This is a genomic window from Amycolatopsis regifaucium (assembly GCF_001613935.1).
Lineage (GTDB): Bacteria > Actinomycetota > Actinomycetes > Mycobacteriales > Pseudonocardiaceae > Amycolatopsis > Amycolatopsis regifaucium.
On record NZ_LQCI01000034.1, the window covers coordinates 220,523 to 242,131 of the forward strand.

The window sequence follows — 21,609 nt, forward strand, 5'->3', positions numbered from 1 at the left end:
CGGGTCCGACTTACTCGCGCGTTTTCTTGCCCTTCACCGGCACCAGGGTCCGCGGCTCGAGTGCCGCCAGCACCCGAGCCGCGAACGGTCTGGTGGCCAGCCCCTTGCGCATCTCGCCGACCTCCTGCCAGGCCCGCCGGACGGCGCCGTCGCCGACCGGGACCCCGGACCACAGCGTCACGTCCAGCACCTTGGCCAGCCTGGCGACCGGCTCGCGGATCCCTTCCCCGGCGAGCGAACCCGCCGATTCGGCGAGATCGCGCGGGGTCATCCCGATCCGGAACGGCACGCCGTGCGCGCGCAACCGGTCGCGGATCTCGTCCCAGGCACCGAGAACGCCTTCCTCGCCGGTCCGGCGGCGACGTCGGCGCGCGCGGACGGCCTTCGCCATCGGGACACCGGCGAGCCAGCCGAGTCCTAAAAGGACGATCGTGACGGCGAGCGCGACCCACCACCAGCCCGCGCCGGCGTCGGCGTTCTGGTCTTCGGGCGGGTCCGGCGGGGTGCCCGGCGGCAGCTGCGGCGGCCGTAGTTCCTGTTCGGCCGGCAGCTGGGCCCTCGCCTTGGCGACCGCCTTGCCGGGACCGGTCTGCCCCTGCCCCGCCTTGCCCGCGGTGGCGGTCGGGTCGAGCGCCACCCACCCCGCGCCGTCGACCGCGACTTCGGGCCACGCCAGGACGTCGCGGTTGTGCACGACGTTCATCCCGCCGTCGGTCTCCGCCGAACCGCGGAATCCGACGACCAGCCGCGCCGGGATACCACTCATCCGCGCCAAAACCACGTACGCGGCGGCGAACTGTTCGCTCGTCCCCCGTTTGCTCTCCAGCAGGAAGTGCCGTAACTGCGGCCAGCCGTGCCCGGTCGGCAGATCCTCCTTGCCCACCGCGACCTGATAGTTGTGGCTGAGGAAGCGTTCCAGCTGCAACGCGGACTGGAACGTCGGACGCAGACCGCGTACGGCGTTCTTGGCCACCTGCTCGACCTCCGGCGGCACCGCGCCGAGCCCGCCGAGACCACCCGGCGCCCGCGCGTCGACCTCCCCCGCACCGAGGTCGACCTCGGGCGAGGACCAGCTGAGCCGGTAGTCCCGCGCCGGACCGGCCGACGGGGAATCCATCAGCAAAGTGCCCGCGTCCTGGTCCACCAATGGCGTCAGCCCGTCGACACCGGTGAGATCAGCGTGGCTCGGCAGCCATGGTCCCGCGAGCCCGCGCACCCGGAGTTCGGCGGAGCCCACCACTCCTTCCGGCGCGCCGTCGAGGCCCGCGCCGAGCCGCCGGAACCGGGAATCGGACCGCCAGTTCGCGCCGTCGAAACCAGTCAGCACGACCAAGCGCCATTGGTCGACGGGGAGGTCGCTGCGGTAGCGGAACACCTCCTCGTCCGGCCGGGTGAGCCGCTGGGCGATCTCGTCGAGCGGATTGCCGAGCCTGCTCCGGGGCGGCGGCGCGGCCTGGGTGTCCTTGAGCGTCAGCGGATCGCGGCCGACCGGATCGAGTCCGGCGAGCGCGACGGCTCCGACGACGAGAGCGACCACAGTGGACAGTGCGGGCCACACCGCCGATCCCGTCATCCGCCACGAGAACCGCGGACCGCCGGGAGCCTTGCTCACCGCCGAGGTGCGTCTGTTCGTCCACAGCAGAAGCCCCGCGGGCAACGCGTAGCCCAGCGCCGCCGCCACCGCGACGATCCCTGTCAACGCCTGATACGCCTGGGCGAGCCCGGCGACCGCGAGGCTCGGCACCAGCGCCACCAGCGGTTTCTTCAGGCGCAGCACCAGTTCCACGCCGAGGACGACCGCGAGCAACACCGTCAGCGGGACGAACAGCAGTTGTTCCGGGACCGGCTTCGCGGGCCAGGTGGACTGCAGGGTGAGTTGCCAGCCCTCGGTGAAACCGCGTGCCACCCCCCGCAACGAGGCCGCCGTGGGCAGGAAGGTGAGCGTGGTCGAGGTCAGCACCGTCTCGATCAAGCCGAGGATACCGAGCAGCGCCACGAGCAAAGGCCGGTACGGGGCCAGCTTGGGGAACTTCGCGGTCAGTTCGACGCAGCCGTATCCGACGACGGCGACCACGAGTACCGGGACGAGCAACGACTTCCAGCCGAACACCGGCGCGAACAGCAGCCCGGCGACCGCGGTGGCGCCGAGGAGGCCGGCGACCGCGAGCCGGTCGAATCTCCCGCTCATGCCGTCCCCGCCAAGGAATTCCCCTGAGCCGAGTTCCAGCGCGCCGCGGCACCGGCGGCGTCGACCGCGACGATCAGACCGCCGGAACCGGCCGACGGCCTGAGGTCACCGAGCCGGAACACCGTGTCCGGCTGCCAGCGGGCGGCGTGGCCGAGGTCGGCGTCCGGTCCGGTGATCACGACCAGTACCCCGCCGGGGCGGGGAGCGGCGGCCAGTACCGAGGGCAGCAATGGCGCGTCGTCGGCGGCGTCCTGGGTGACCAGCGCGAGTTCGTCCAGCAACGTCCTCGCCGCGCGCACCCCGCTGTCGGTCAGTGTGTCCGCGCCCGTCGCGGTGATGAGGCGGCAGTGCTGTCCGGCCGAAGCCGACGCGTAACACAACGAAGCCGCCACCTCGACGGCCTCCTCGAAGACGGCCGGGGTCATCGAAGCGCGTCGCGTGTCGAGCACGGCGGTGAAGCGCGGCTGGGCCGGATCGGCGTATTCGCGCACCATGAGCCGCCCGGTCCGGGCACTCGCCTTCCAGTGCAGATGCCGGACCTCGTCACCGACCACGTACTCACGGACCGCGCGCAGATCCGCCGAACCACGCAGCGGCGGGTCGGTGATCGGGCCTTCGTGGTGGTGCCGCGGATGGCCTGCCTGCGCCGGGCGCACCGCGTGCCGTCGCGGGTGGACCCACAACCACGCGGTTCCGCCGACGGTCTGCTCGCCGCGGGCGAGGTCGAACAGATCCGGCCGGTGCACCACGAGCGGGCCGACCCGCAGCTTTCCGCGTGTCGTCGTCGGCAGTTCGTAGTGGTACGTCGCTTCCGTGCCGGGGGCGAGCGGTCGGACGCGTAACCGATGCGTTTCGGTGCCGATCCCGTCCCCCGCGGCGAATCCGCCGTGCCGTCGCGTACCGGTGTTGCGCACGACGAGCGAGGCCAGCGCGGGCTTCCCACGCTCGACGCGGTCCGGCTGGACGGTCCGGCCGATCTCCACCTGCGGCCGGAACCTGGTGGTGGCCAAGGCGATCAGCACCGCGCCCGCCGCGATCCCGGCGAAGGCACGGAAGAAGGTGTACCCGGCCAGCTCACCGAGGGCGTAGAACCCGGCGGCGAAGGCGAGCACGACGACGCCGCGGCGAGTGAGCCGCACGCCTACCGCCCCATCGCGGCCATGGGAGCCGCTGTCGCACCCAGGATTTCGTCGACGATCTCGGCGGTCCGCCGCTGGTTGAGCTCCGCGTCGGGCGTCAGCACGAGACGATGGTCGAGTACCGGGTGCGCGACGTCCTTGACGTCGTCCGGGGTGACGAAATCGCGGCCGTAGGTGGCGCCGAGTGCCTGTGCCGCCCGGATCAGCGCGATACTGCCGCGCGGGCTCGCTCCGTAGCGGACGTCCGGATGCGACCGGCTCGCCGCGGCGAGGCGGACCGCGTAGTTGACGATTTCCGGTGCCAGATGGGACTTCCGGACCTCGTCGATCACCCGCTGGACGTCCTCGATGCTCAGCACCGGCTTCAGTTCGTCCGGCGTCACCCCGGCGCAGTCCCCCATCACCACCCGCATCTCGGATTCGAGATCCGGATAGCCGACGGAAATCCGCATGAGGAAACGGTCCAGCTGGGCTTCGGGAAGCCGGTAGGTTCCCTCCAGCTCGATCGGGTTCTGCGTGGCCACCACGAGGAACGGCCGCGGCACGGCCTGGCTGACCGAATCGACGGTCACCCGCCGCTCGGCCATCACCTCCAGCAGCGCGGCCTGCGTTTTCGGGGTGCCGCGGTTGATCTCGTCGGCCAGCACCACGTTGGCGAAGATCCCGCCGGGGTGGAACTGGAACCGCTCGTTGTTCTGGTGGTAGACCATCACGCCGGTGATGTCGCCGGGCAACAGGTCGGGGGTGAACTGGATGCGGTTCCAGCGGCCGCCGATGCTGGCGGCGAGGCAACGGGCGATCGTCGTCTTCCCGACGCCGGGCACGTCCTCCATCAGCAGGTGTCCCTCGGCGAACAGCGCCGCCACGGTGAGGCGGACGACTTCGGGCTTGCCGCGCACCACCGACTGCACGTTCTCGGCGATCTGCTCGTAGGCGACCCTGGGTGTGAGTGTCACAGAACTTCCTTGTCCTTTCGTCGGCGCATACCGACCAGCGCCAGCGGGCCGAGCCAGAACAGCGCACCGCCGTTCACCGTCGGCACCCCGGTCCAGCTGTCCGAGGCGGTTCCCGCCGAGGTCTTGATGGTGGCGTTGATCGTGATCGCCCCGCCCCAGATCACGTTCGAGATGACGAGATTCGTCGGTCCGGAACACGCGGTCGCTTTGCTCGCCAGCCCGTTGAACTCCGCGGTGCAGGTCGCCGGAGCGCCCTTTCCCTCCGCGTTGACGGACACGACCAGGCTGTTGGTGCTGCGAACCTGGGTGATGGTGATCTTCGGCGGTCCCGAAGCCACCGCCACGGTGACCTTCTTGCTGCCGGCGGCCCCGGTGAGCGTGGTTCCCGAACCGAACTTCGTGACCGCCCGGACCGTGACGGTGGCCGTCCCGGTGATTCCGGTGAACTCCGTGGACGTGGCCGAAAGCGTGCGCTCTCCCTTGCCCGTGGCGCTCACCAGGTAGTGCACCAGCGTGCCGCCCCGGAGGTCGGGTTGGGTCCAGCTCACCGAAACCTTGCCGTCGGCACCGGCGTTCGCGGTGACGACCGGGGCGCCCGCCGGTTTGCCCGCCGGCACCGGGGTGGCCCTGGCGCCGGCACCCGCTCCGATACCGGCCGAATTCTCCGCGACCACGGTGATGACGTACGCGGTTCCGTTCGCCAGCCCGGTGACGGTGGCGGAACGCGCCGATCCGCCGACCCGCATGGATCCGCCGGACCAGGTCAGCCGGTAGCCGGTGACCCGCGCGCCGTTGTCGGCGGCCGGGCTCCACGAGACCTTGATCGAACCGTCCCCGGCGGTCGCGCCCACGTTCCGCGGCGCGCCGGGCGGGGTCGCCTTCGCCACCGGTGGCAGGACGGGCTTCCGGGTGGGCGGCGGCGCCTGCGGCTGCTGAGGTTGTTGTGGTTGCTCTGGTTGCTCTGGTTGCCGCGCAGGCGGTTCGTTGCCGGGCTGAGGCTCCGGATCGGCCGTCGGCTCGCCCGCGGTCTGGCTGTTGGCGGCCTTGTCGACGTCGACGTCGAGCACCGTGCCGTTGTCACCGTTGACCACCAGCACGTGCGAACCGTCGGAGCTGTCGACGTAGATCCGGTTGTCCTCACCCTTGGCCAACCGCGGTGGCGTGCCCTGGCCGGGCACCTTCGTGGTGGCCTTGAGCGTGCCGCCGCCGTCGTAGGTCAGCACCTCGCCGCGGGTTTCGTCGACCATGGCGACGACGTTCGACGACGAAACCGGGCCGTTGAACCGGCTGCCCTTGGTCAGCTCGACCGAAATCGGTTTCGCGGCCGGGCGGTCCTGGTCGAGGCCGCTGATGTCGATCAGGTGGAGCTGGTTGCGCTCCGGGTCGGCGATGGCCAGCCGGTCACCGACCGCGCTGTTGGCCACCTGCGCCGACGGCGAGAGCTTGATGCCGAGGGGAAGGCCCTCCCCGAGCCCGCCCGGGCCGACCCGGTGGAGGCTGTCGCCGGTGGTGTCGAGCACGACCGGCCGGTCACCCACCAGCGTGAGCCCTCCGGTGTGTGCCGGTGGGAGATGCGCGGTGCAGGACAGGACGGCGGCGCCCCTGGGCAGTTCGCAAAGGGAGCCGTTGTCGACGCGGTGCACCCACACCGTGCCGTCGGCGGTCGCGACCGGCCGGGACAATGGCCCCCCTGCGGGCACTGTCGCGGTCGGGTCGCCGAGCCGCACGAGCTGACCGGCGTTGCGGTAGATCAGATACGGACCACCCGCGATCTCCAGCACGAACGGCGTCTCCGGCGCGGGCGGCGGAGTGGACTCCTCCACGCTCAAGGTCGCCTTGTCGAACTCCGTGATGCGGTTCCGCTCGACGACGTAACCCGAGTCGTCCCCCTGGACGACCTGGCTGCCGCGTTCGGCGCCGGGCACGCTCGCGCGCGCGTCGACGCGGTTCGTCGAGCCGTCGACGTGGAACGCCGACTGGGCGGCGTCGTTGTAGACCCAGTGACCGACCTGGACGAACTCCAGCCCGTCCGGGGTCGACGCCTGCCCTGTCACGGCCAAGCCGACCAGCGCCAGGGAGCCCGCGACCACCAGCGCCACGGCCGCCCGGGTCCGCGCCACCACGCTGAACCGCTTCGTGCCCTGCTCCTCGGTGTTCACGCGATCAAGCTAGAGACCGACCATGAAATTTCGATGAAACAGCCTGTCCCGGGCTTGGCGCCTCGTGTCATCGAAACCTCATGTTCGCCCGGCACGCTCAGGCGGACACTGCTTGAGGAGGCTCGACGATGTCCGATCCCGGCGCGGCCAGGACGGGCGGGCGGTTCACCGCGCCGCCCCCGCCGCTTCCCCGGCCCGCACCGGCCGTACCGCGGCCCGTCGCGCCGGCGGACCCGCTCGCCTACGCCGCGCCCGCCGCCCGGGCCGCGGCGCGCGAGGCCGCGCTCGCCGCGCTGACGGCCGCTCGCCGAACCGAGCAACGGCCGCCCTGGGCGGCCGCGGTGCCCGCTCCCGCACCGAGGCACGGCGCGCCGCCCCCGAATCCGCGCCCGGATCCGCCCGGGCCCGCCCCGGTACGGCGTGCCGGCCGCTTCGGTGGGATCGGGGTACCGCAGATCGTCTGCTGGCAACTCGTCCTCGTCGCGCTCGTCCTGGTGGCGGGGCGGCCATGGCCGCTGGCGGCCGCGGTGATCACCGCGGCGGTGGTGACCGTGGCGCTGACGGCGGTACGGGTTCGCGGACGCTGGCTCTACGAATGGCTCGGTTCGGCGTCGGGATACCTGACGCGTGACCGTGACCGGGATCTCCGGAACACGGGCGAGGCGGGCCGGGCGTTGCTGCGCCTGTTGTCGCCCGAAGCGGCGGGGACCACCGGCGAGATCGGCGACGAGACGGTGTTCATGGTCAGCCGCGCCGACGGGATCACCGCGGTGCTGCAACCGAAGACCGCCGTCCGCGAGCGGCCGATGCCCTCGCCGGAGACGTTGCTGCCGCCGGGTGAACAGACTTCGGACGCCGCCGCGCAGGTCATCCAGCACATCGGCGCGGACCGCTCGCGGCCACCGCGCGGCTGGGTCGCGCTGCAGGCGCTGCGCACGGTCGACGTCCACCGTGACGCCGATGTGCGGCAGGCACTGGGAAACACGGTCCGGCGCGTGCGGCGTCAGCTCCGTCGCGACGGGCTGCCGGTGCGGGCGCTCGCCGAGAACGAGGTCCTCGGCGCGCTCGCGTCGCTGGCGCACGTCACGGCGGGCCGGGCGCGGATCCGGGAGGAATGGCGGTTCTGGCACAGCGGCCCGATCCGCCAGGCGACGTTCCGGATCGAGGGCTGGGCCTCGCTGTCCCCCGTGCTCGCGGCCCAACTGTCGCGCCGCCTGCTCGCCGCCGCCCCGGGGGCGGCGGTGACCCTCGCCGTGACCGCGCGCCGGGGCGCCGCCGAGGCCGAACCCCGGGTCAGTGCGACGATCCGGGTCGCCGCCGCGGGGGCCCGTGCGGTGGACCACGCGGCGCGGGACCTGGACCTCGCCGCCCGCCGGGCCGGGCTCGCCCTGGACCGGCTCGACGGCAGGCACGCCCGGGGAGTGGCCGCCACGTTGCCGATCGGGGTCAGTTGAGGGCGACGATCGCGATGTTGAGCGCCGTCGCGTAGCACGTCCAAGCCAGGTACGGCAGCAGCAACGCGGCCGAAACCGGGGAAGACCGGCGGAAGTGCAGCGCGGTGACGACGATGGCGATGTCGAGCAGGATGATGTCGGCCAAGGCGAGGCCGTACGCGCCGGCGGCGAAGAACAGCGGAGTCCACAGGGCGTTCAGGGCCAGTTGCACCGCGTACCAGACCAGCCCCCGGCGCTCGCCGCCGGATTTCCAGTACAGCCAGCCCGACACCGCGATCCCGAGGTACAGGACCGTCCACACCGGACCGAACAGCCAAGCGGGCGGCGCGAACGGCGGCAAGTCGAGTCCACTGTAGACAGATCGGGCGTCGGACGCGGCCAGGCCGCCGACGAGTGCGGCCACCGCCACCGCGGCCAGGAACGGCAGGAACGCCAGTGGCGTGCGAAGTCGCTGGGGGATGGGGGTCATCCTCGGCTCCCGTCTTTCGCGTGTTTCGAGCGTACGGCCGTGGACGACGTCTCGCGCGCTCAAAACGCGTCGCGTCGGCTGGCGGCCGTCACTAAGATCGTTTTCGCGATGAGCGACGACACCTTCCTTGCCCACGTGGCCGACAGGCTGGCCGCACTGCCCGCCGTGCACGCCGTCACCCTCGGCGGATCCCGTGCCCAGAACACCCATGGACCCGGCAGCGACTGGGATTTCGCCGTCTACTACCGCGGTGACTTCGACCCGGCTGAGCTGCGCGCCGTCGGCTGGGACGGCGAGGTCTCCGAAATCGGCGCCTGGGGCGGTGGCGTGTTCAACGGCGGCGCCTGGCTGACGATCGACGGCAGGCGGGTCGACGTCCACTACCGTGACCTCGACGCCGTCGAACACCACCTCGCCGAAGCCCGGCGAGGCCGGTTCCACTGGGAGCCGTTGATGTTCCACCTCGCGGGTATCCCGAGCTACCTGGTGGTCGCCGAACTCGCGGTCAACCGGGTACTGCGCGGCGACTTGCCACGCCCGGAGTATCCGGACCCGTTACGCGAGTCGGCTCCGGCGATGTGGCGGGGCCGAGCGGAACTGACGCTGCGCTACACCCGAGGCGCCTTCGTCCCGCGAGGACAGGCCACGGAGGTCGCGGGCGCACTCGCCACCGCCGCCATGGAAACGGCGCACGCGGTACTCGCGGCCCGCGGGGAATGGGTCACCAACGAGAAACGCCTGCTGCGGCGGGCGGGATTGCGCGAGCTCGACGCGATCGTCGCCGGTCTGCGCACGGATCCCGGCGTCCTCGCCCGAGCCGTTGACGAGGCGGAAGCGCTGTTCCAGGCCGCCGCCTGAGCTGTGGCGCGCGTCACGGAATGACCGGCGATCCTCAGCGCTACAGAGAGATGGAACCCGTTCGTACCCAAGGGAGTGCTCATGTCCGCCACCGCCACGCCGGAAGAAACCGCTCTGGCCGTCCCCGCGCTCGACGACTTCGACTTCCCGCTCACCGACGGCGCCGCTTGCCGCATCGACGACCCCGACTGCGAAGCCTGCCAGTAAGGCCTGCGGAAGTCCGTGAAGGCCTCCTTGAGGGACCCTGAGTCCCTCAAGGAGGCCTTCACGGACTGGAGCCCGCCACATTGCCTTACCGCTCAAGCGACGGCGACGGGGCGGATCACGATGTCGTCCAGCCGGGTACGGGCGTGGATCGTCACCTGCTCGTCGAACCGGCCGCGGTCCTGGACGGGCAGCGTGCTGCGCACCGTCCCCTTCGTGCTCTTCGCGTCCACCAAGGCGGAGCTGCCTTCACTGACACCGACCTCGATGCCGCCACCGGCGTTCGTCAGGTTCGCCTGCCCGCGGGTCATCCGGCCGATCCTGATGGGGCAGTTGCCCGTGGTGGCGAGGACGTCGCCCTCGGCGTGATCGATGTCGAAGCCGCCACCGGAGCCGCCGAGTTCGACGTCGGAGCGGGCGTGGCCGATCCAGACCTTCCCGGTCGAGCCTTCGTACTTGACGACGCCCCCGGCCTCACCGATCCGCACTCCGGCCGAGCCACCTTCGATGTCGGCGGTTCCGGCGATGCGCCCGATCTCGACCTCTCCGGCGGCGAGGTTCGCCCGCAGCGCGGAGACGCGGTCGAGGCGGACCTGCCCGGACGAGATGTTCAGCTCGCAATCGCCGAGCGGGCCCGCGGCGTGCACGTCGGTGGTCGCCGAGTTCAGGATCAGCCTGGAGCCGGCGGGCAGCTCGATCGTGATGGCGACGGAACCGTTCTTGTCGCCCGATTTGGTCGTCTTGATCGAAAGTTCGCCGTCGGAGAAGCCGACCTTGGTGCCCTCCGCGACCTTCACGTTCGACTTGTTCGCGCCGTCGACGGGCTCGACGTGCACCACCGTGTCCGTTCGATCGCTCGCGGCGATGCGCACCAGGGCCCCGGCGGTGGTCAGGGTGGCGGTGATCGGTTCCGGCGTGAGGTATGCGGTCATGACGGTTTCCCCTTGTCGTGTGATCCCCTTGCCGCTCAGGAAGTTCCTGGGCGGCGGTTCGTTGTGACCACATTCGACGACGGGACTGACACCGGGCTGACACGACACTGACACCGGGGACTCACGGCGAGGACTGACGATCCCGCCGGTTGTCGACGGCGTCGCGCCGGACCTGATCGGTGTGCGCGCCGATTTCCCTGAGCCGTTCCGCGAAGCCGGTGTGCTCGCGCGGAAGGTGGGCGCGCAGGTCGGCCAGGGGCGCCAGGAGACCGGTCGCGTCGTTCTCGCCGAGCGCTGTGCAGAGCCTGTCGGCGGTCTCCCTGGCACGGCCGTTCAACCCGTCCAGCGCGCCCGCCTGTCCGGCCAGTTGCCGCAGGATGGCCGAGTTACGCCGGGCCCACTCCGCCACCGCGCGATCACCCGCCCGTCGGTCACGTTCCGCGTCGACCCGCGCCTCCCCCGTGTTCTCCCCGGTCACCGACGGCCGCAAGCGCAGGAAACGGCGTTCCGCCGCCTGACGGCTCGCGACCCCGAGCGCCGGCGCGAGCGCGGTCCAGCTGGTCCCGCTCGCCCGCGCGGCCGCGATCAGCTCCGGTTCCCACGCCGCCAGTTCTTCGCGCACCGCGCGCAACGTGGTCAATGCCGCCAGCACCCGGTCCGGCTCCGTGGCGCCGGATCGGGCTTCGGCCACGACATCGTGCACGGTGCGCACCATCCGTGCCGGGTCTGCGTCCATAGTTGTCATCCAATCGACGACTCGATGGTTGTCATCTTTTCGATGACATGTTAGAACAGTAGTGCGTGTTGACACCAGAGACAGCGACCCCAGGAGGTGGAACCGATGTTGATGCGCACCGACCCGTTCCGTGAGCTGGACCGCCTCACCCAGCAGATGTTCGGCGCCGCGAGCCCGGGAACGTGGTCCAAGCCGGCCACGATGCCGATGGACGCCTACCGCGAGGGGGAAGAGTTCGTCGTCTGCTTCGACCTTCCCGGCGTCGCCGCCGACGCGATCGAACTGGACATCGAACGCAACGTCCTGACAGTCAAGGCGGAACGGCGGCCCACGCCCGGTAAGGACGTGCAGATGCAGGTCTCCGAACGCCCGCTGGGTGTCTTCTCCCGGCAGCTGTTCCTCGGCGACGCTCTCGACACCGAGCACATCGCGGCCGACTACCAGGCCGGCGTGCTGACCCTGCGCATCCCGATCGCCGAGAAGGCCAAGCCACGGCGTATCGAAATCTCCGGCGCCGACACCGACCGCAAGGAGATCCAGGCCTGAGCATCCCGTCCGGTCCGGGGCCGCCGCGCCCCGGGCCGGACGGCCGAGGAAGGAAGGGCAACTCGTTGACCGCCACGCTCACCATGCCGGTCCGTCACCCCCACCCCGCCCTCGACGCCGTGTGGGGTTACCTCGCCGAAGTCACCGGCGCGCTCGGTGTCGGCCTCGAATCCTGCACCGTCGACCACGACGTCCCCGTCTCGGCCTACGTGGCTCTCGACGAGCGGCTCCCCGGCCACCCCGACCGCGACGTCGCCCTGCTGTGGGACGAGATCCACGGCTGGGCCGCGGCGATCGAGACCCACTCCGGCGAGGACCTCATCGTCCTTCGCTACCTCGGCGGGAAGACCGTCGTCCCGCCGCCCGCGCAGGTCTCGAAGTTCGTCAAGGCTTTGCGCGAAGACGACCACCGCCTCGGTCAGCTCACGCCGCCGTCGCTGCGCACGGCGTCCGGACTGGCCGACCTGCGAGCCGTCCTCGGCAGGCGCACCCGGTCGGCCCTTCGAGAAATCGCCTAGCCCGAAAACCCCACCGGCGCTCCTGCCCGGGGTAGACACGAAAATCGGCCGCGTCGAGATTCTCGACGCGGCCGAAAAACATGAAGCCGTATGCGAACTCAGGAAACCCGGTCGGCGCGGCTCAAGCCTCAGAGCCGTCGAGGTGCCGGCGCAGCTCGTGCAGGGTCTTGGAGAGCAACCGGGACACGTGCATCTGGGAAATACCGATCCGCTCGGCGATCTGGGACTGGGTCAGCCCGTCGAAGAAGCGCATCGTGACGATCGCCCGCTCCCGTTCCGGCAGCCGGTTCAGCAGCGGGACCACGGTGTGCCGGTCCTCGATGAGCTCGAATCGGGAATCCAGCTGCCCCACCACGTCGGACAGCGGAACCGAACCTTCGCCGTCGTTGACGGGACGGTCCAGGGAAGACGTCTGGTAACTGTTCGCGGCGAGCAGGCCTTCACGGACGGTGTCGACGTCGAGGTCGAGATGCCCGGCGAGTTCGGTGGGTGTCGGCGCGCGGCCGAGAAGCTGGGTGAGTTCCGTGGTTCCCCGCGACAGCCGGGTGCGCAGTTCCTGCATCCCACGCGGGACATGCACCGCCCAGCCGGTGTCGCGGAAGAAGCGGCGTACTTCGCCCATCACCGTGGGCACCGCGTAGGCCAGGAAATCCCCGCCCTGCGCGGGGTCGAACCGGTCCACGGCCTTCAGCAGCCCGACCCGCGCCACCTGCACGAGGTCTTCCCGCGGCTGGCCGCGGCCGCTGAACCGCACGGCGATGTGTTCGGCGATCGGCAGAAGTTCGAGGATGAGCCTCTCCCGCAGCTCCCGCCGCCGCGGGTGCTCCGCCGGCAAGGTCGCCAGTTCGTCGAACAGCGGGCGGCAGTGTGAATAGTCGTCACTCCGCCGCGGCCTGCGGCTCACCGGGCCGCGAGGCGCGGGCGGCGGCTCTTCACGCAGCATCGGTTCGACGAGTTCCTCCATCAGGGACGGCATCTCGTCATCGGTCCCTTCGTCCCTTGTGGACACGCGCGGGCCCCAGGTGCACCCGGGTGCTCAACGCCGGCATGGATCTACTCCATTCGTCTTCGTCTCCTCCCTAGTACCCGGAACACCGCTCCGGCAAACACCCGTACCGCGGGGTCCTCTGCGGGTGACGTCACGGTTTGCCCGTACGCCGACGGGGTATCCGCAGGTCAGGACGAAGGAGTAGGGATGCCGGAACAGAGCTGGAGCGACAAACGAGAACGGCAGTACAAGCACATCAAGTCCGCGCAGAAGAAGCGCGGGGCGAGCACCGACCGGGCCGAGGAGATCGCCGCGCGGACGGTCAACAAGAACCGTGCGCAGTCCGGGGAATCCCGCACCGCGAGCAAGAGTTCGACGCGGGACACCTCGCCGCAGAAGCGTGGCGGCAAACGCTCCGGCAACCGCCAGGGGCCGGGTGGGCCGACCAAGGACCAGCTCTACAACGAGGCGAAGAAGCGCGACATCAAGGGCCGCTCCAGCATGAGCAAGAAGGAGCTGCAGAACGCCTTGGGCCGCTGAGTCCTAGTCGGCCATCGTCAACGTCGCCAGCAGGCCGGTGAGTTCGATGGCCCGGCGTACGACCTTCGAGGGCCTGATACTCAGCGCGATACCCGACTCCGTGCAGTAGCGATTCAGCTGGACCAGCACCGACAGGCCCGAAGAATCGCAGAAACCCACGGCCGTCATGTCGACCACCACGGCGCTGGGGCGGCTTTCCACCAGGTCACGGAGCCGTGCGCGAAGGCGAGGGCTGGTCGCGGCATCGACATCGCCCGCGACCTCGATGGTGATGGCATCGTGCGGATGTTCCGTCGCGGTCATGGCGAGTGGTGTCGGCTGCGCGGCCTCGGTGTCGAATGCCATTCCACGACGGTAAAAGCACGGTGGCCGGTCCGCAACCGTCAGGCTCGCCCGGTGCGCCCTCGCTGCTAATCTCGCCCTATGTCCTGCCGCATCACCGAACTCGTCCTCGATTGCGCCGATCCGGTCCGCATGGCGGAGTTCTGGTGCGAGGTACTCGGCTACGTCGAACTCGGCAAAGAGGGCGCCGACATCGAAATCGGCCCGCCCGGAACCGGATTCGGCGGCCCCCAACCCACCTTGGTCCTCAGCCTCAGCGACGACCCGAAGCCCGGCAAACTGCCCCTGCACATCGACGTGAGCCCCACCGACCGCGATCAGGACGCGGAACTGGAGCGGTTGCTCGCCGCGGGGGCGCGCAAGGCCGACATCGGCCAGACCGGCTCCGAATCGTGGCACGTGCTCGCCGACCCCGAAGGCAACGTGTTCTGTCTCCTTCGCCGTCGGGTCGACCCCTGAACTGGACGGTAACCGATGACAGACGAACGACTGTGGCAGCTCGACAAGACCGCGTTCGCTTCCACCGACGGCTCCGGCCAGGTCATGTCAGGCCCGCTGTCCGAGCAGTTCGTCGAACTCACTCGGCTGCTGCTCACCGCCTCGACCCCGGCACAGGTCCTGCAGCAGATCATCGACGCCGCGTACCGGGTGGTACCGGGCGCGGATCTGGTGTCGGTCACCCTCCGGGCGGCGGACGGGACCTTCCACACCCCGGTCGCGACCGAGAAGGTGGCCGTGGAGCTCGACGCGGTGCAGTACCGCGCCGGCACGGGTCCCTGCGTCGACGCCGCCGCCAGCGGAAGCCCCGGCCACGTCCGCAGTGACGACCTGGCACACGAGACGAGGTGGCCGGACTTCTCGCAGGCCGCGGTGCGGCACGGTTTCACCGCGATCCTGTCGACCGTGCTGCTGCCCGAGGCGACGCCGCCCCGGCTTCCCGGCGCGTTGAACATCTACAGCCGCCGCCCGGACGCCCTCGGCCCGGTCGCCCAGGACACCGCGCTGCTGCTGGCTACCCACGGTTCGCTCGCGCTGGCCGGAACCAACGCCGTGAGCCGGGCGGATCTGGAGGCGCGCCATCTGCGGCGGGCCATCGAATCCCGCGACGTCATCGGCCAGGCCAAAGGGATACTCATGCATCGGCGCGGGCTGACCGCCGACGAGGCCTTCGACCTGCTGCGCCGCACGTCCCAGGATCTCAACATCAAACTCGCCGAGCTCGCGAGCACCCTCGCCGCCCGGCATACGGAACTCGACGGCCTCTGAGCGTCAGTACCCGCGAACGCGAACGGGCCCGGCCGAAGGATCGGCCGGGCCCGTCGGCGTTTCGACTCAGTCGAGGTCGAACCGGTCGAGTTCCATGACCTTGGTCCAAGCCGCGGCGAAGTCGGCGGCGAACCTCTCACGGGCGCTCTGGCCCGCGTAGACCTCGGAGAGCGCGCGCAACTGCGAGTTGGAGCCGAAGACGAGGTCGACCGCGGTGGCGGTCCACTTCACCTCGTCCGAGGCGACGTCGCGGATCTCGTACACGTTCTCCTCGGACTCCGACACCTTCCACCGGGTCCCCGGCGAGAGCAGGTTGGTGAAGAAGTCGTTGGTGAGCACACCGGGCCGGTCGGTGAGGACACCGTGCCTGCTGCCACCGAAGTTGATCCCGAGCGAGCGCAGGCCGCCGACGAGGACGGTCATCTCGGGCGCGGTCAGGTCGAGCATGTAGGCACGCTCGACGAGCAGGACCTCCGGCTGGAGCTTCTCACCGGAACGCAGGTAGTTGCGGAACCCGTCGGCACGCGGTTCGAGCAGCGCGAACGATTCGACGTCGGTGTCCTCCTGCGTGGCGTCGGTGCGACCCGGGTGGAACGGCACGGTCACCTCGACGCCCGCGTCGCGCGCCGCCTTCTCGACGGCGGCCGAACCCGCCAGGACGATCAGGTCGGCCAGCGAGATCTTCGCGCCGCCGGCGTCGTTGAACTCGCGCTGGATACCCTCCAGGGTCTCCAGGACACTCGCGAGCTGCTTGGGCTCGTTGACCTCCCAGTCACGCTGGGGCGCGAGGCGGATCCGGGCACCGTTGGCGCCGCCGCGCTTGTCGGTGGAGCGGAAGCTCGCCGCGGCCGCCCACGCGGTGGTGACCAGCTGGCCGACCGTGAGACCGGATTCGAGCACCTTCGCCTTGAGCGCGGCGATGTCGGCGTCACCCACGAGTTCGTGGTCGACCTCCGGCACCGGGTCCTGCCACAGCTGCGGTTCGGGCACCCACGGTCCCAGGAAACGGCGGACCGGACCCATGTCGCGGTGCAGCAGCTTGTACCAGGCCTTGGCGAACGCCAGTGCGAACTCGTCCGGGTTCTCCAGGAACCGGCGCGAGATCTTCTCGTACGTCGGGTCGACGCGCAGCGCCAAGTCCGTCGTGAGCATGGTCGGCTTGTGCTTCTTGGCCGGGTCGTGCGCGTCGGGGATGATCGCCTCGGCGTCCTTGGCGACGTACTGCTTCGCGCCACCGGGGCTCGTGGTGAGCTCCCACTCGTAGCCGAAGAGGATCTCGAAGAAGCGGTTGCTCCACTGCGTCGGCTTGTCGGTCCACGTCACCTCGAGACCACTGGTGATCGTGTCGGCGCCCTTGCCGCTGCCGTAGGTGCTCAGCCAGCCGAGGCCCTGCGTCTCGATCGGGGCGGCCTCGGGCTCCGGGCCCACGTGGTCGTCGGCGACACCGGCGCCGTGGGTCTTGCCGAAGGTGTGGCCGCCCGCGATGAGCGCGACGGTCTCCTCGTCGTTCATCGCCATCCGGGCGAAGGTCTCCCGGATGAAGTGCGCGGCGGCCGCCGGGTCCGCGCTACCGCGGGGTCCCTCGGGGTTGACGTAGATGAGGCCCATCTCGGTGGCGCCGACGTCGGGCACCATCTCCGTGTCGCCGGCATAACGCTCGTCACCCAGCCAGGTGTCTTCCGGACCCCAGAAGATCTCCTCGGGCTCCCAGGTGTCCTCGCGGCCGAAACCGAAGCCGAACGTCTTGAAGCCCATCGACTCCAAGGCGACGTTGCCCGCGAGCACGAGCAGGTCGGCCCACGAGATCTGCTGGCCGTACTTCTCCTTGACCGGCCACAGCAGCCGCCGTGCCTTGTCGAGGTTGGCGTTGTCGGGCCAGCTGTTGAGCGGGGCGAACCGCTGGGCGCCGTCACCGGCCCCGCCACGGCCGTCGTGGATGCGATAGGTACCCGCGGCGTGCCAGCTCATCCGGATCATCAGGCCGCCGTAGTGGCCGAAGTCGGCGGGCCACCAGTCCTGCGAAGTGGTGAGCACCTCGACGATGTCGCGTTTGAGGGCTTCGACGTCGAGCTTGGCGAACTCCTTGGCATAGCTGAAGTTCTCGCCAAGGGGGTTGGACTTCGAGGAGTGGGCGTGCAACACCGACAGGTCGAGCTGGTTGGGCCACCAGTCCTTGTTGGTGCGCGGACGGCCCCCCGTCTTCGGCGTCGGCGAGTCGATCGCCGGGTTCTCACTCTCGCTTCCGTGCGCGGTCACGGAGTCGTGGGCCACCGGGCAGCCCTTGTCCGGGGTGTCGCTCATTTACTTCCTTCCGAGCAGGCGAATCATCGTTGGCTGGGTTCGGCCGCGCAACCAGGGCAAAGACCCCAGAAGACGACCTCCGCCTCGTCGACCACGAAACCGTGATCGCCCGAGGCGGTCAGACAGGGGGCGTGGCCGACGGCGCAATCGATGTCCTCGATCGCACCGCAGGACCGGCACACGACGTGGTGGTGATTGTCCCCCACCCGGGTTTCATAGCGGGCGAGCGCACCGGCGGGCTGGATACGCCGGACCAGGCCGGTTTCGGTGAGCGCGCGCAGGACGTCGTACACCGCCTGATGCGAGACCGAGGGAAGTTCGGCCCGCACCAGCGCGATCACCGTTTCGGTATCGACGTGCGGATGATCACGCAGCGCCGCGAGCACGGCCAACCTCGGCCTGGTCACGCGCAGCGAGACGGCCCGCAGCTGTGCTTCGAAATCCGACATCACCGACGACGATAAGAGCTTGTCTGGAATCAGTCAAATCAGGGTGGGGATTCACCCGTCACGGGCGCGGTCGCGCGAGCCACGGATCGTCCTCCCGGGACGGGTCCGGGACGTCCACTGTGGATCGTCGGGCCCACTACGTCGGCGACCTTGAGCACCGCCGACCTCGGTCGCCGCATAGTCGCCGCGATTCCGGGTACTCGCCGGCAGGGTCCGAAACTTCACGATCCCAGGACACGACCTCAAGGAGGCGCAGATGACCGACCGAAGCGACGCGTCCGCCGAAGGCGTCAAGGGCGCCATCGAGGACATCAAGGGCAAGGTCAAGGAGACCGCGGGCACCTTCACGGGTAACGACTCCCTGGAGCGCGAAGGCAAGGCGCAACAGGACAAGGCGTCCGCGCAGGAGCAGGTCGCCGAGAAGGAGGCACAGGCGGATCGCGCGAGGGCCGAAGCCGACCTGGCCGAGGCACGCGAGCGCAAGGAACAGTAGGCGCGACGTCAGATGGTCCGCACAGCGAGCAGCCGCCGGACGGAGCGTCCGGCGGCTGTCCGTTGCTTCAGGACCGATCGAAGAGCCTCGGCGCCGGACCGCCGGACCGGGGCCACTGCCGCAACGAGGAGACATGACCGCACCCGGCCCCGAACCCGAAGACGTCCCAGGCCTCGAACCAGGTGGTTCCGTGCAGCCGGGGGACGTTCCACCCGACGCCGGGCAGACCTCCGGCCTTTCGCACCCTCAGCCGATCCCGTCGCGCGCACCGGGAATCATCACGCTCATCGTGATCGGAGTCCTGGTACTGGGCGTCGCCGGTTTCTTCGTACTGCGCGCTCTCGACCTGCTCTGACACGGGCATAGACGACCGATGCCCGACACGAGCGACCGTGCCGGGCATCATTTCCGCGTCCGTTACTGGGACAAGCGGCTCGCCAAAAGCTTCTTGCCCTGCTCGGCACCCTTGCGGCTCTCTTCTTGCGCGCGGCGGAAGAAGCCGGCCAGTTCCTCGTCACCGTCGCGGTCCGCGTCCTTCGCATAGGCCTCCATGCGCAGCGCGTTGGACAGGCAGGCCTCGGTGAACCAGATAAGGTTGTAGTGCTTGTCCTTGGTGCCGGTGATCTCGCCGGTCTCGGTGTGCGTCACGATCGCTCCTTTCCTCGGACTTGCTCCTGAACTGACCGCATACCCGGCACCAGCCGGTTTCATGCCGGGCCGGTGACCGAGTTCCCCGTCGAGTCAGGCATGGAGTCGAAGGCGTCCATCGAACAGCCTGCCGGAAAGAGGAGATCCTTGACCAAGAGTCATCACTACATCGCCACGGTGCGATGGACCGGCAACACCGGGTCGGGCACCACCGGCTACCGCGACTTCAGCCGGGATCACGAGATCAGCGCGGGTTCCAAACCGATGATTCCCGGCACCGCCGATCCGGCTTTCCGCGGCCTGCCGGAGCGGTGGAACCCCGAAGAACTGCTGATCGTCTCTCTCTCCCAGTGCCACATGCTGTGGTATCTCGTGCTCTGCGCCCGTGAGGGCATCGTGGTCACCGAGTACTCCGACAGCCCGTCCGGCACCATGGTCGAGAACGCCGCCGGCGGTGGCCGTTTCGAAGAAGCAGTCCTCCGTCCGCTGGTGAAGCTGGCCTCACCGGCCGACCGCGAACGAGCCCTCGCGGTACACGAAGAGGCCCACAAACTGTGCTTCATCGCCAACTCCGTCAATTTCGAGGTCCGTACCGAGCCCGCCTTCGCCGACGACTGACACCCGCTGCTCCATCAGCGTTGTCCCCGACGCGATGTCCCGAGCCGACGAATTCCTCACGTTCCAAGGCTTCCTCCACGCCTTGATGCTCCTCGGTGACGGTCGCGGCGCGGGTTTCAGCGCCCGGCAGGGTGGCGCGTTCCAGGTGTCCGGCGACGAGGTCCTGGCGGCGTCGCAGATCGTCCACGTCCGCGCCTCCGACGCCGAGCGCGCCGCCCGACTGGCCAGGCGGGGCGAGCCACCGAAAAGCTCGGTGGCGGGGCAGTTGATCACTCTCGAGGTGTCCGAAGGGAAGGCGCACATCGACGAGCAGGTCGCGGCGTTCGTCAAAGCCGTCGTGCGACCGTACCGCGGACTTGCGACGTAGCCAGGGACCACCGGCGCCAAAGCCCGTTCTGCTCGCCCTTCTCGACAGCACATCCGATCAGGCGGGTGGCCAACGTCGTCAAGGACGATCGTCAGTCGCGCCGTCGCCGGCCGGATCTTCAGACCCGACCGTACGTCCATTCCGGAAGCGACCTGACCACTGTGGACGACGGCGGACGCAGGAACACCGTTCGAGCCGAGGTGACACCGCTCACCCGGCTCCCGAAATAATAAAAAGCGCCGATCGAAATGATCGGCGCTTTTCGTGAAGTACCCCCGATGGGATTCGAACCCACGCTACCGGCGTGAGAGGCCGGCGTCCTAGGCCGCTAGACGACGGGGGCTAGGATCTTCCCTCCTGCGAGAGGAGGTTTTCAGTTGTTGACCTGCTGTGTTGCTGCGGAGAAACTTACCAGACCGGGTTTCCCGCCTTCGCAGGGGGGTCACTCTGTGTTTCACTCCGGAGAGTTCTCCAGCTGGGGTACCAGGACTCGAACCTAGACTAACTGGACCAGAACCAGTCGTGCTGCCAATTACACCATACCCCAGTGAGGTACCGTTCCAGTCTTGACCGGCTCAGCACCGCACGAGAAAGAATACTAGAGCACGCTGTTCCGCACCGTGAAAGCGGGGGTCTCCGTAGCGCGCTGGACCGGGACGCCGAGCTTCGCGAACTCGGAAACCAGCAGCTCAGGGAGCTCGTCGAGGCCGGCGATGGTGTGCACGCCCGCCGGGGCGCGCTCGGCGATGCCGTCCCGGTCGAGCCATACGGCACCCAAGCCGGCGTCGCGTGCGCCGATGGCGTCGGTGTCGAGCTTGTCCCCGACGTGGACCGCTTGCGCCGGGTCGCAGCCGAGGCCGAGGCAGACCGAGTGGAACATCACCGGGTCCGGCTTGGCTACTCCGAGTTCACCGGCGATGGCCACGTGGTCGAAGAACCGGGCGAGACCGAGGTCGGCGATCTTCTTGCGCTGATGCGCGCCGGACGCGTTCGTGACGGCCGCGACGAGGACACCGGCGGCGCGTAGCCATTCCAGGCAGGGAAGGACATCGTCGAACAATTGCCATGAACGTGTGAGAATTTCACGTCGACGTCTTTCGAAGCCGGTGACCTGCTCTTCGTCGGCCGAAATGCCGATCTCCGCGAGGAAGCATTCAGTACGCTTGTGATGCATGGTCGCGTAATCGATTTCGCCTGCGACCACCAGTGCGACATGCTCCTCGGTGATGAGATCCCATAGCGGCCAAAGGTCGCTCTGGCCGGTGAGAGTGCGCAGGCTGAGCCGGATCGCCGCCGTGCAGTCGATCAAAGTGTCGTCGATGTCGAGACACACCAACCGCAACTCCGGGGGCTCCCAAGGGGCTCCGTCCGGAACGGCAGGCGTGGTTCGTGACGGGGTCCGGGGCACGAGAGCGAAATCCACCAAGTGAGGCTAGGG

At 69.5% G+C, this 21,609-nt stretch carries 25 protein-coding genes and 2 tRNA genes; 12 read left to right on the plus strand and 15 right to left on the minus strand.

Features of this window, described 5'->3' with window-relative positions:
- Positions 1-10 precede the first annotated feature (10 nt).
- From AVL48_RS24790 to AVL48_RS24805, 4 genes are read right to left on the minus strand one after another with little or no spacing between them, the layout of a single operon-like run.
- On the minus strand, positions 11-2,188 hold the full coding sequence (locus tag AVL48_RS24790; RefSeq protein ID WP_061986677.1) for a transglutaminase TgpA family protein: 2,178 nt from the start codon (positions 2,186-2,188) through the stop codon (positions 11-13).
- Entirely contained in the window at positions 2,185-3,327 is a 1,143-nt protein-coding gene (locus tag AVL48_RS24795) for a DUF58 domain-containing protein (protein ID WP_061986674.1), read from the minus strand. The genes AVL48_RS24790 and AVL48_RS24795 overlap by 4 nt, the downstream gene beginning before the upstream one ends.
- Positions 3,328-3,329: 2 nt before the next feature.
- Positions 3,330-4,283 (minus strand): AAA family ATPase, encoded by a 954-nt coding sequence (locus tag AVL48_RS24800; protein ID WP_061986672.1) that lies wholly within the window; start codon positions 4,281-4,283, stop codon positions 3,330-3,332.
- A complete protein-coding gene (locus tag AVL48_RS24805) occupies positions 4,280-6,442 on the minus strand; it encodes a fibronectin type III domain-containing protein (RefSeq protein WP_061986670.1) in 2,163 nt (720 codons plus the stop codon). Before AVL48_RS24805 ends, AVL48_RS24800 begins: the two co-directional genes overlap by 4 nt.
- A gap of 128 nt (positions 6,443-6,570) precedes the next feature.
- Here AVL48_RS24805 and AVL48_RS24810 point away from each other — a divergent pair, with 128 nt between their 5' ends.
- Positions 6,571-7,896 (plus strand): type VII secretion protein EccE, encoded by a 1,326-nt coding sequence (locus AVL48_RS24810; RefSeq protein WP_063054140.1) that lies wholly within the window; start codon positions 6,571-6,573, stop codon positions 7,894-7,896.
- On the opposite strand, the gene AVL48_RS24815 is transcribed toward AVL48_RS24810, so the two are convergent.
- Entirely contained in the window at positions 7,889-8,365 is a 477-nt protein-coding gene (locus tag AVL48_RS24815; RefSeq protein WP_061982022.1) for a TspO/MBR family protein, read from the minus strand. The genes AVL48_RS24810 and AVL48_RS24815 overlap by 8 nt on opposite strands.
- Positions 8,366-8,473: 108 nt before the next feature.
- Here AVL48_RS24815 and AVL48_RS24820 point away from each other — a divergent pair, with 108 nt between their 5' ends.
- Positions 8,474-9,223, plus strand: coding sequence for a nucleotidyltransferase domain-containing protein (locus tag AVL48_RS24820; RefSeq protein WP_061982371.1), 750 nt, complete (start codon positions 8,474-8,476; stop codon positions 9,221-9,223).
- A gap of 81 nt (positions 9,224-9,304) precedes the next feature.
- The gene (locus AVL48_RS40585; protein ID WP_007031507.1) at positions 9,305-9,430 is read left to right on the plus strand and encodes a hypothetical protein; all 126 of its coding nucleotides are present in this window, start codon (positions 9,305-9,307) and stop codon (positions 9,428-9,430) included.
- Positions 9,431-9,522: 92 nt separating this feature from the next.
- On the opposite strand, the gene AVL48_RS24825 is transcribed toward AVL48_RS40585, so the two are convergent.
- Positions 9,523-10,359, minus strand: a complete 837-nt coding sequence (locus AVL48_RS24825; RefSeq protein WP_061982023.1) for a DUF4097 family beta strand repeat-containing protein — start codon at positions 10,357-10,359, stop codon at positions 9,523-9,525.
- 121 nt (positions 10,360-10,480) lie between these two features.
- A complete protein-coding gene (locus AVL48_RS24830; RefSeq protein ID WP_061982024.1) occupies positions 10,481-11,095 on the minus strand; it encodes a hypothetical protein in 615 nt (204 codons plus the stop codon).
- A 105-nt stretch (positions 11,096-11,200) separates the two neighbouring features.
- Here AVL48_RS24830 and AVL48_RS24835 point away from each other — a divergent pair, with 105 nt between their 5' ends.
- A complete protein-coding gene (locus AVL48_RS24835) occupies positions 11,201-11,641 on the plus strand; it encodes an Hsp20/alpha crystallin family protein (RefSeq protein ID WP_061982025.1) in 441 nt (146 codons plus the stop codon).
- An 83-nt stretch (positions 11,642-11,724) separates the two neighbouring features.
- Entirely contained in the window at positions 11,725-12,159 is a 435-nt protein-coding gene (locus tag AVL48_RS24840) for a DUF6292 family protein (protein ID WP_143104746.1), read from the plus strand.
- A gap of 121 nt (positions 12,160-12,280) precedes the next feature.
- Here AVL48_RS24840 and AVL48_RS24845 read toward each other — a convergent pair whose 3' ends face one another.
- Entirely contained in the window at positions 12,281-13,102 is an 822-nt protein-coding gene (locus tag AVL48_RS24845) for a SigB/SigF/SigG family RNA polymerase sigma factor (protein WP_061982372.1), read from the minus strand.
- 252 nt (positions 13,103-13,354) lie between these two features.
- Here AVL48_RS24845 and AVL48_RS24850 point away from each other — a divergent pair, with 252 nt between their 5' ends.
- On the plus strand, positions 13,355-13,687 hold the full coding sequence (locus AVL48_RS24850; RefSeq protein WP_061982027.1) for a hypothetical protein: 333 nt from the start codon (positions 13,355-13,357) through the stop codon (positions 13,685-13,687).
- 3 nt (positions 13,688-13,690) lie between these two features.
- Here the strand turns inward: AVL48_RS24850 and AVL48_RS24855 are convergent, their stop codons facing one another.
- Positions 13,691-14,032: an STAS domain-containing protein gene (locus AVL48_RS24855; protein WP_061982028.1), complete on the minus strand. Its 342-nt coding sequence runs from the start codon at positions 14,030-14,032 to the stop codon at positions 13,691-13,693.
- Positions 14,033-14,110: 78 nt separating this feature from the next.
- On the opposite strand from AVL48_RS24855, the gene AVL48_RS24860 reads away from it, so the two are divergent.
- Positions 14,111-14,488, plus strand: coding sequence for a VOC family protein (locus tag AVL48_RS24860; protein WP_061982029.1), 378 nt, complete (start codon positions 14,111-14,113; stop codon positions 14,486-14,488).
- A gap of 15 nt (positions 14,489-14,503) precedes the next feature.
- On the plus strand, positions 14,504-15,295 hold the full coding sequence (locus tag AVL48_RS24865; RefSeq protein ID WP_061982030.1) for a GAF and ANTAR domain-containing protein: 792 nt from the start codon (positions 14,504-14,506) through the stop codon (positions 15,293-15,295).
- 66 nt (positions 15,296-15,361) lie between these two features.
- On the opposite strand, the gene katG is transcribed toward AVL48_RS24865, so the two are convergent.
- The gene (katG, locus tag AVL48_RS24870; protein ID WP_061982031.1) at positions 15,362-17,596 is read right to left on the minus strand and encodes a catalase/peroxidase HPI; all 2,235 of its coding nucleotides are present in this window, start codon (positions 17,594-17,596) and stop codon (positions 15,362-15,364) included.
- Between the two features lie 23 nt (positions 17,597-17,619).
- Complete coding sequence (locus AVL48_RS24875) at positions 17,620-18,045, minus strand: Fur family transcriptional regulator (RefSeq protein ID WP_061982032.1); 426 nt, start codon at positions 18,043-18,045, stop codon at positions 17,620-17,622.
- Between the two features lie 256 nt (positions 18,046-18,301).
- Here AVL48_RS24875 and mbp1 point away from each other — a divergent pair, with 256 nt between their 5' ends.
- Together mbp1 and AVL48_RS24885 are read left to right on the plus strand one after the other, a co-directional pair.
- Positions 18,302-18,538, plus strand: coding sequence for a microaggregate-binding protein 1 (mbp1, locus tag AVL48_RS24880; RefSeq protein WP_061982033.1), 237 nt, complete (start codon positions 18,302-18,304; stop codon positions 18,536-18,538).
- 133 nt (positions 18,539-18,671) lie between these two features.
- Entirely contained in the window at positions 18,672-18,893 is a 222-nt protein-coding gene (locus AVL48_RS24885; protein WP_061982034.1) for a DUF6480 family protein, read from the plus strand.
- 62 nt (positions 18,894-18,955) lie between these two features.
- On the opposite strand, the gene AVL48_RS24890 is transcribed toward AVL48_RS24885, so the two are convergent.
- Complete coding sequence (locus AVL48_RS24890) at positions 18,956-19,186, minus strand: hypothetical protein (RefSeq protein ID WP_208616240.1); 231 nt, start codon at positions 19,184-19,186, stop codon at positions 18,956-18,958.
- A 147-nt stretch (positions 19,187-19,333) separates the two neighbouring features.
- Here AVL48_RS24890 and AVL48_RS24895 point away from each other — a divergent pair, with 147 nt between their 5' ends.
- Together AVL48_RS24895 and AVL48_RS24900 are read left to right on the plus strand one after the other, a co-directional pair.
- Positions 19,334-19,804 (plus strand): OsmC family protein, encoded by a 471-nt coding sequence (locus AVL48_RS24895; RefSeq protein WP_061982036.1) that lies wholly within the window; start codon positions 19,334-19,336, stop codon positions 19,802-19,804.
- 34 nt (positions 19,805-19,838) lie between these two features.
- Positions 19,839-20,171 carry a hypothetical protein gene (locus AVL48_RS24900; protein WP_061982037.1) on the plus strand — a complete coding sequence of 111 codons (333 nt, stop codon included), beginning with the start codon at positions 19,839-19,841 and terminating at the stop codon, positions 20,169-20,171.
- A 270-nt stretch (positions 20,172-20,441) separates the two neighbouring features.
- Here AVL48_RS24900 and AVL48_RS24905 read toward each other — a convergent pair.
- The 3 genes from AVL48_RS24905 to AVL48_RS24915 form a co-directional block, all read right to left on the minus strand.
- Positions 20,442-20,514, minus strand: a tRNA-Glu gene (locus AVL48_RS24905).
- Positions 20,515-20,646: 132 nt separating this feature from the next.
- Positions 20,647-20,718 (minus strand) — tRNA-Gln (locus AVL48_RS24910).
- 51 nt (positions 20,719-20,769) lie between these two features.
- Positions 20,770-21,504, minus strand: a complete 735-nt coding sequence (locus AVL48_RS24915; protein WP_061982038.1) for an HAD family hydrolase — start codon at positions 21,502-21,504, stop codon at positions 20,770-20,772.
- Between the last annotated feature and the right edge of the window lie 105 nt (positions 21,505-21,609).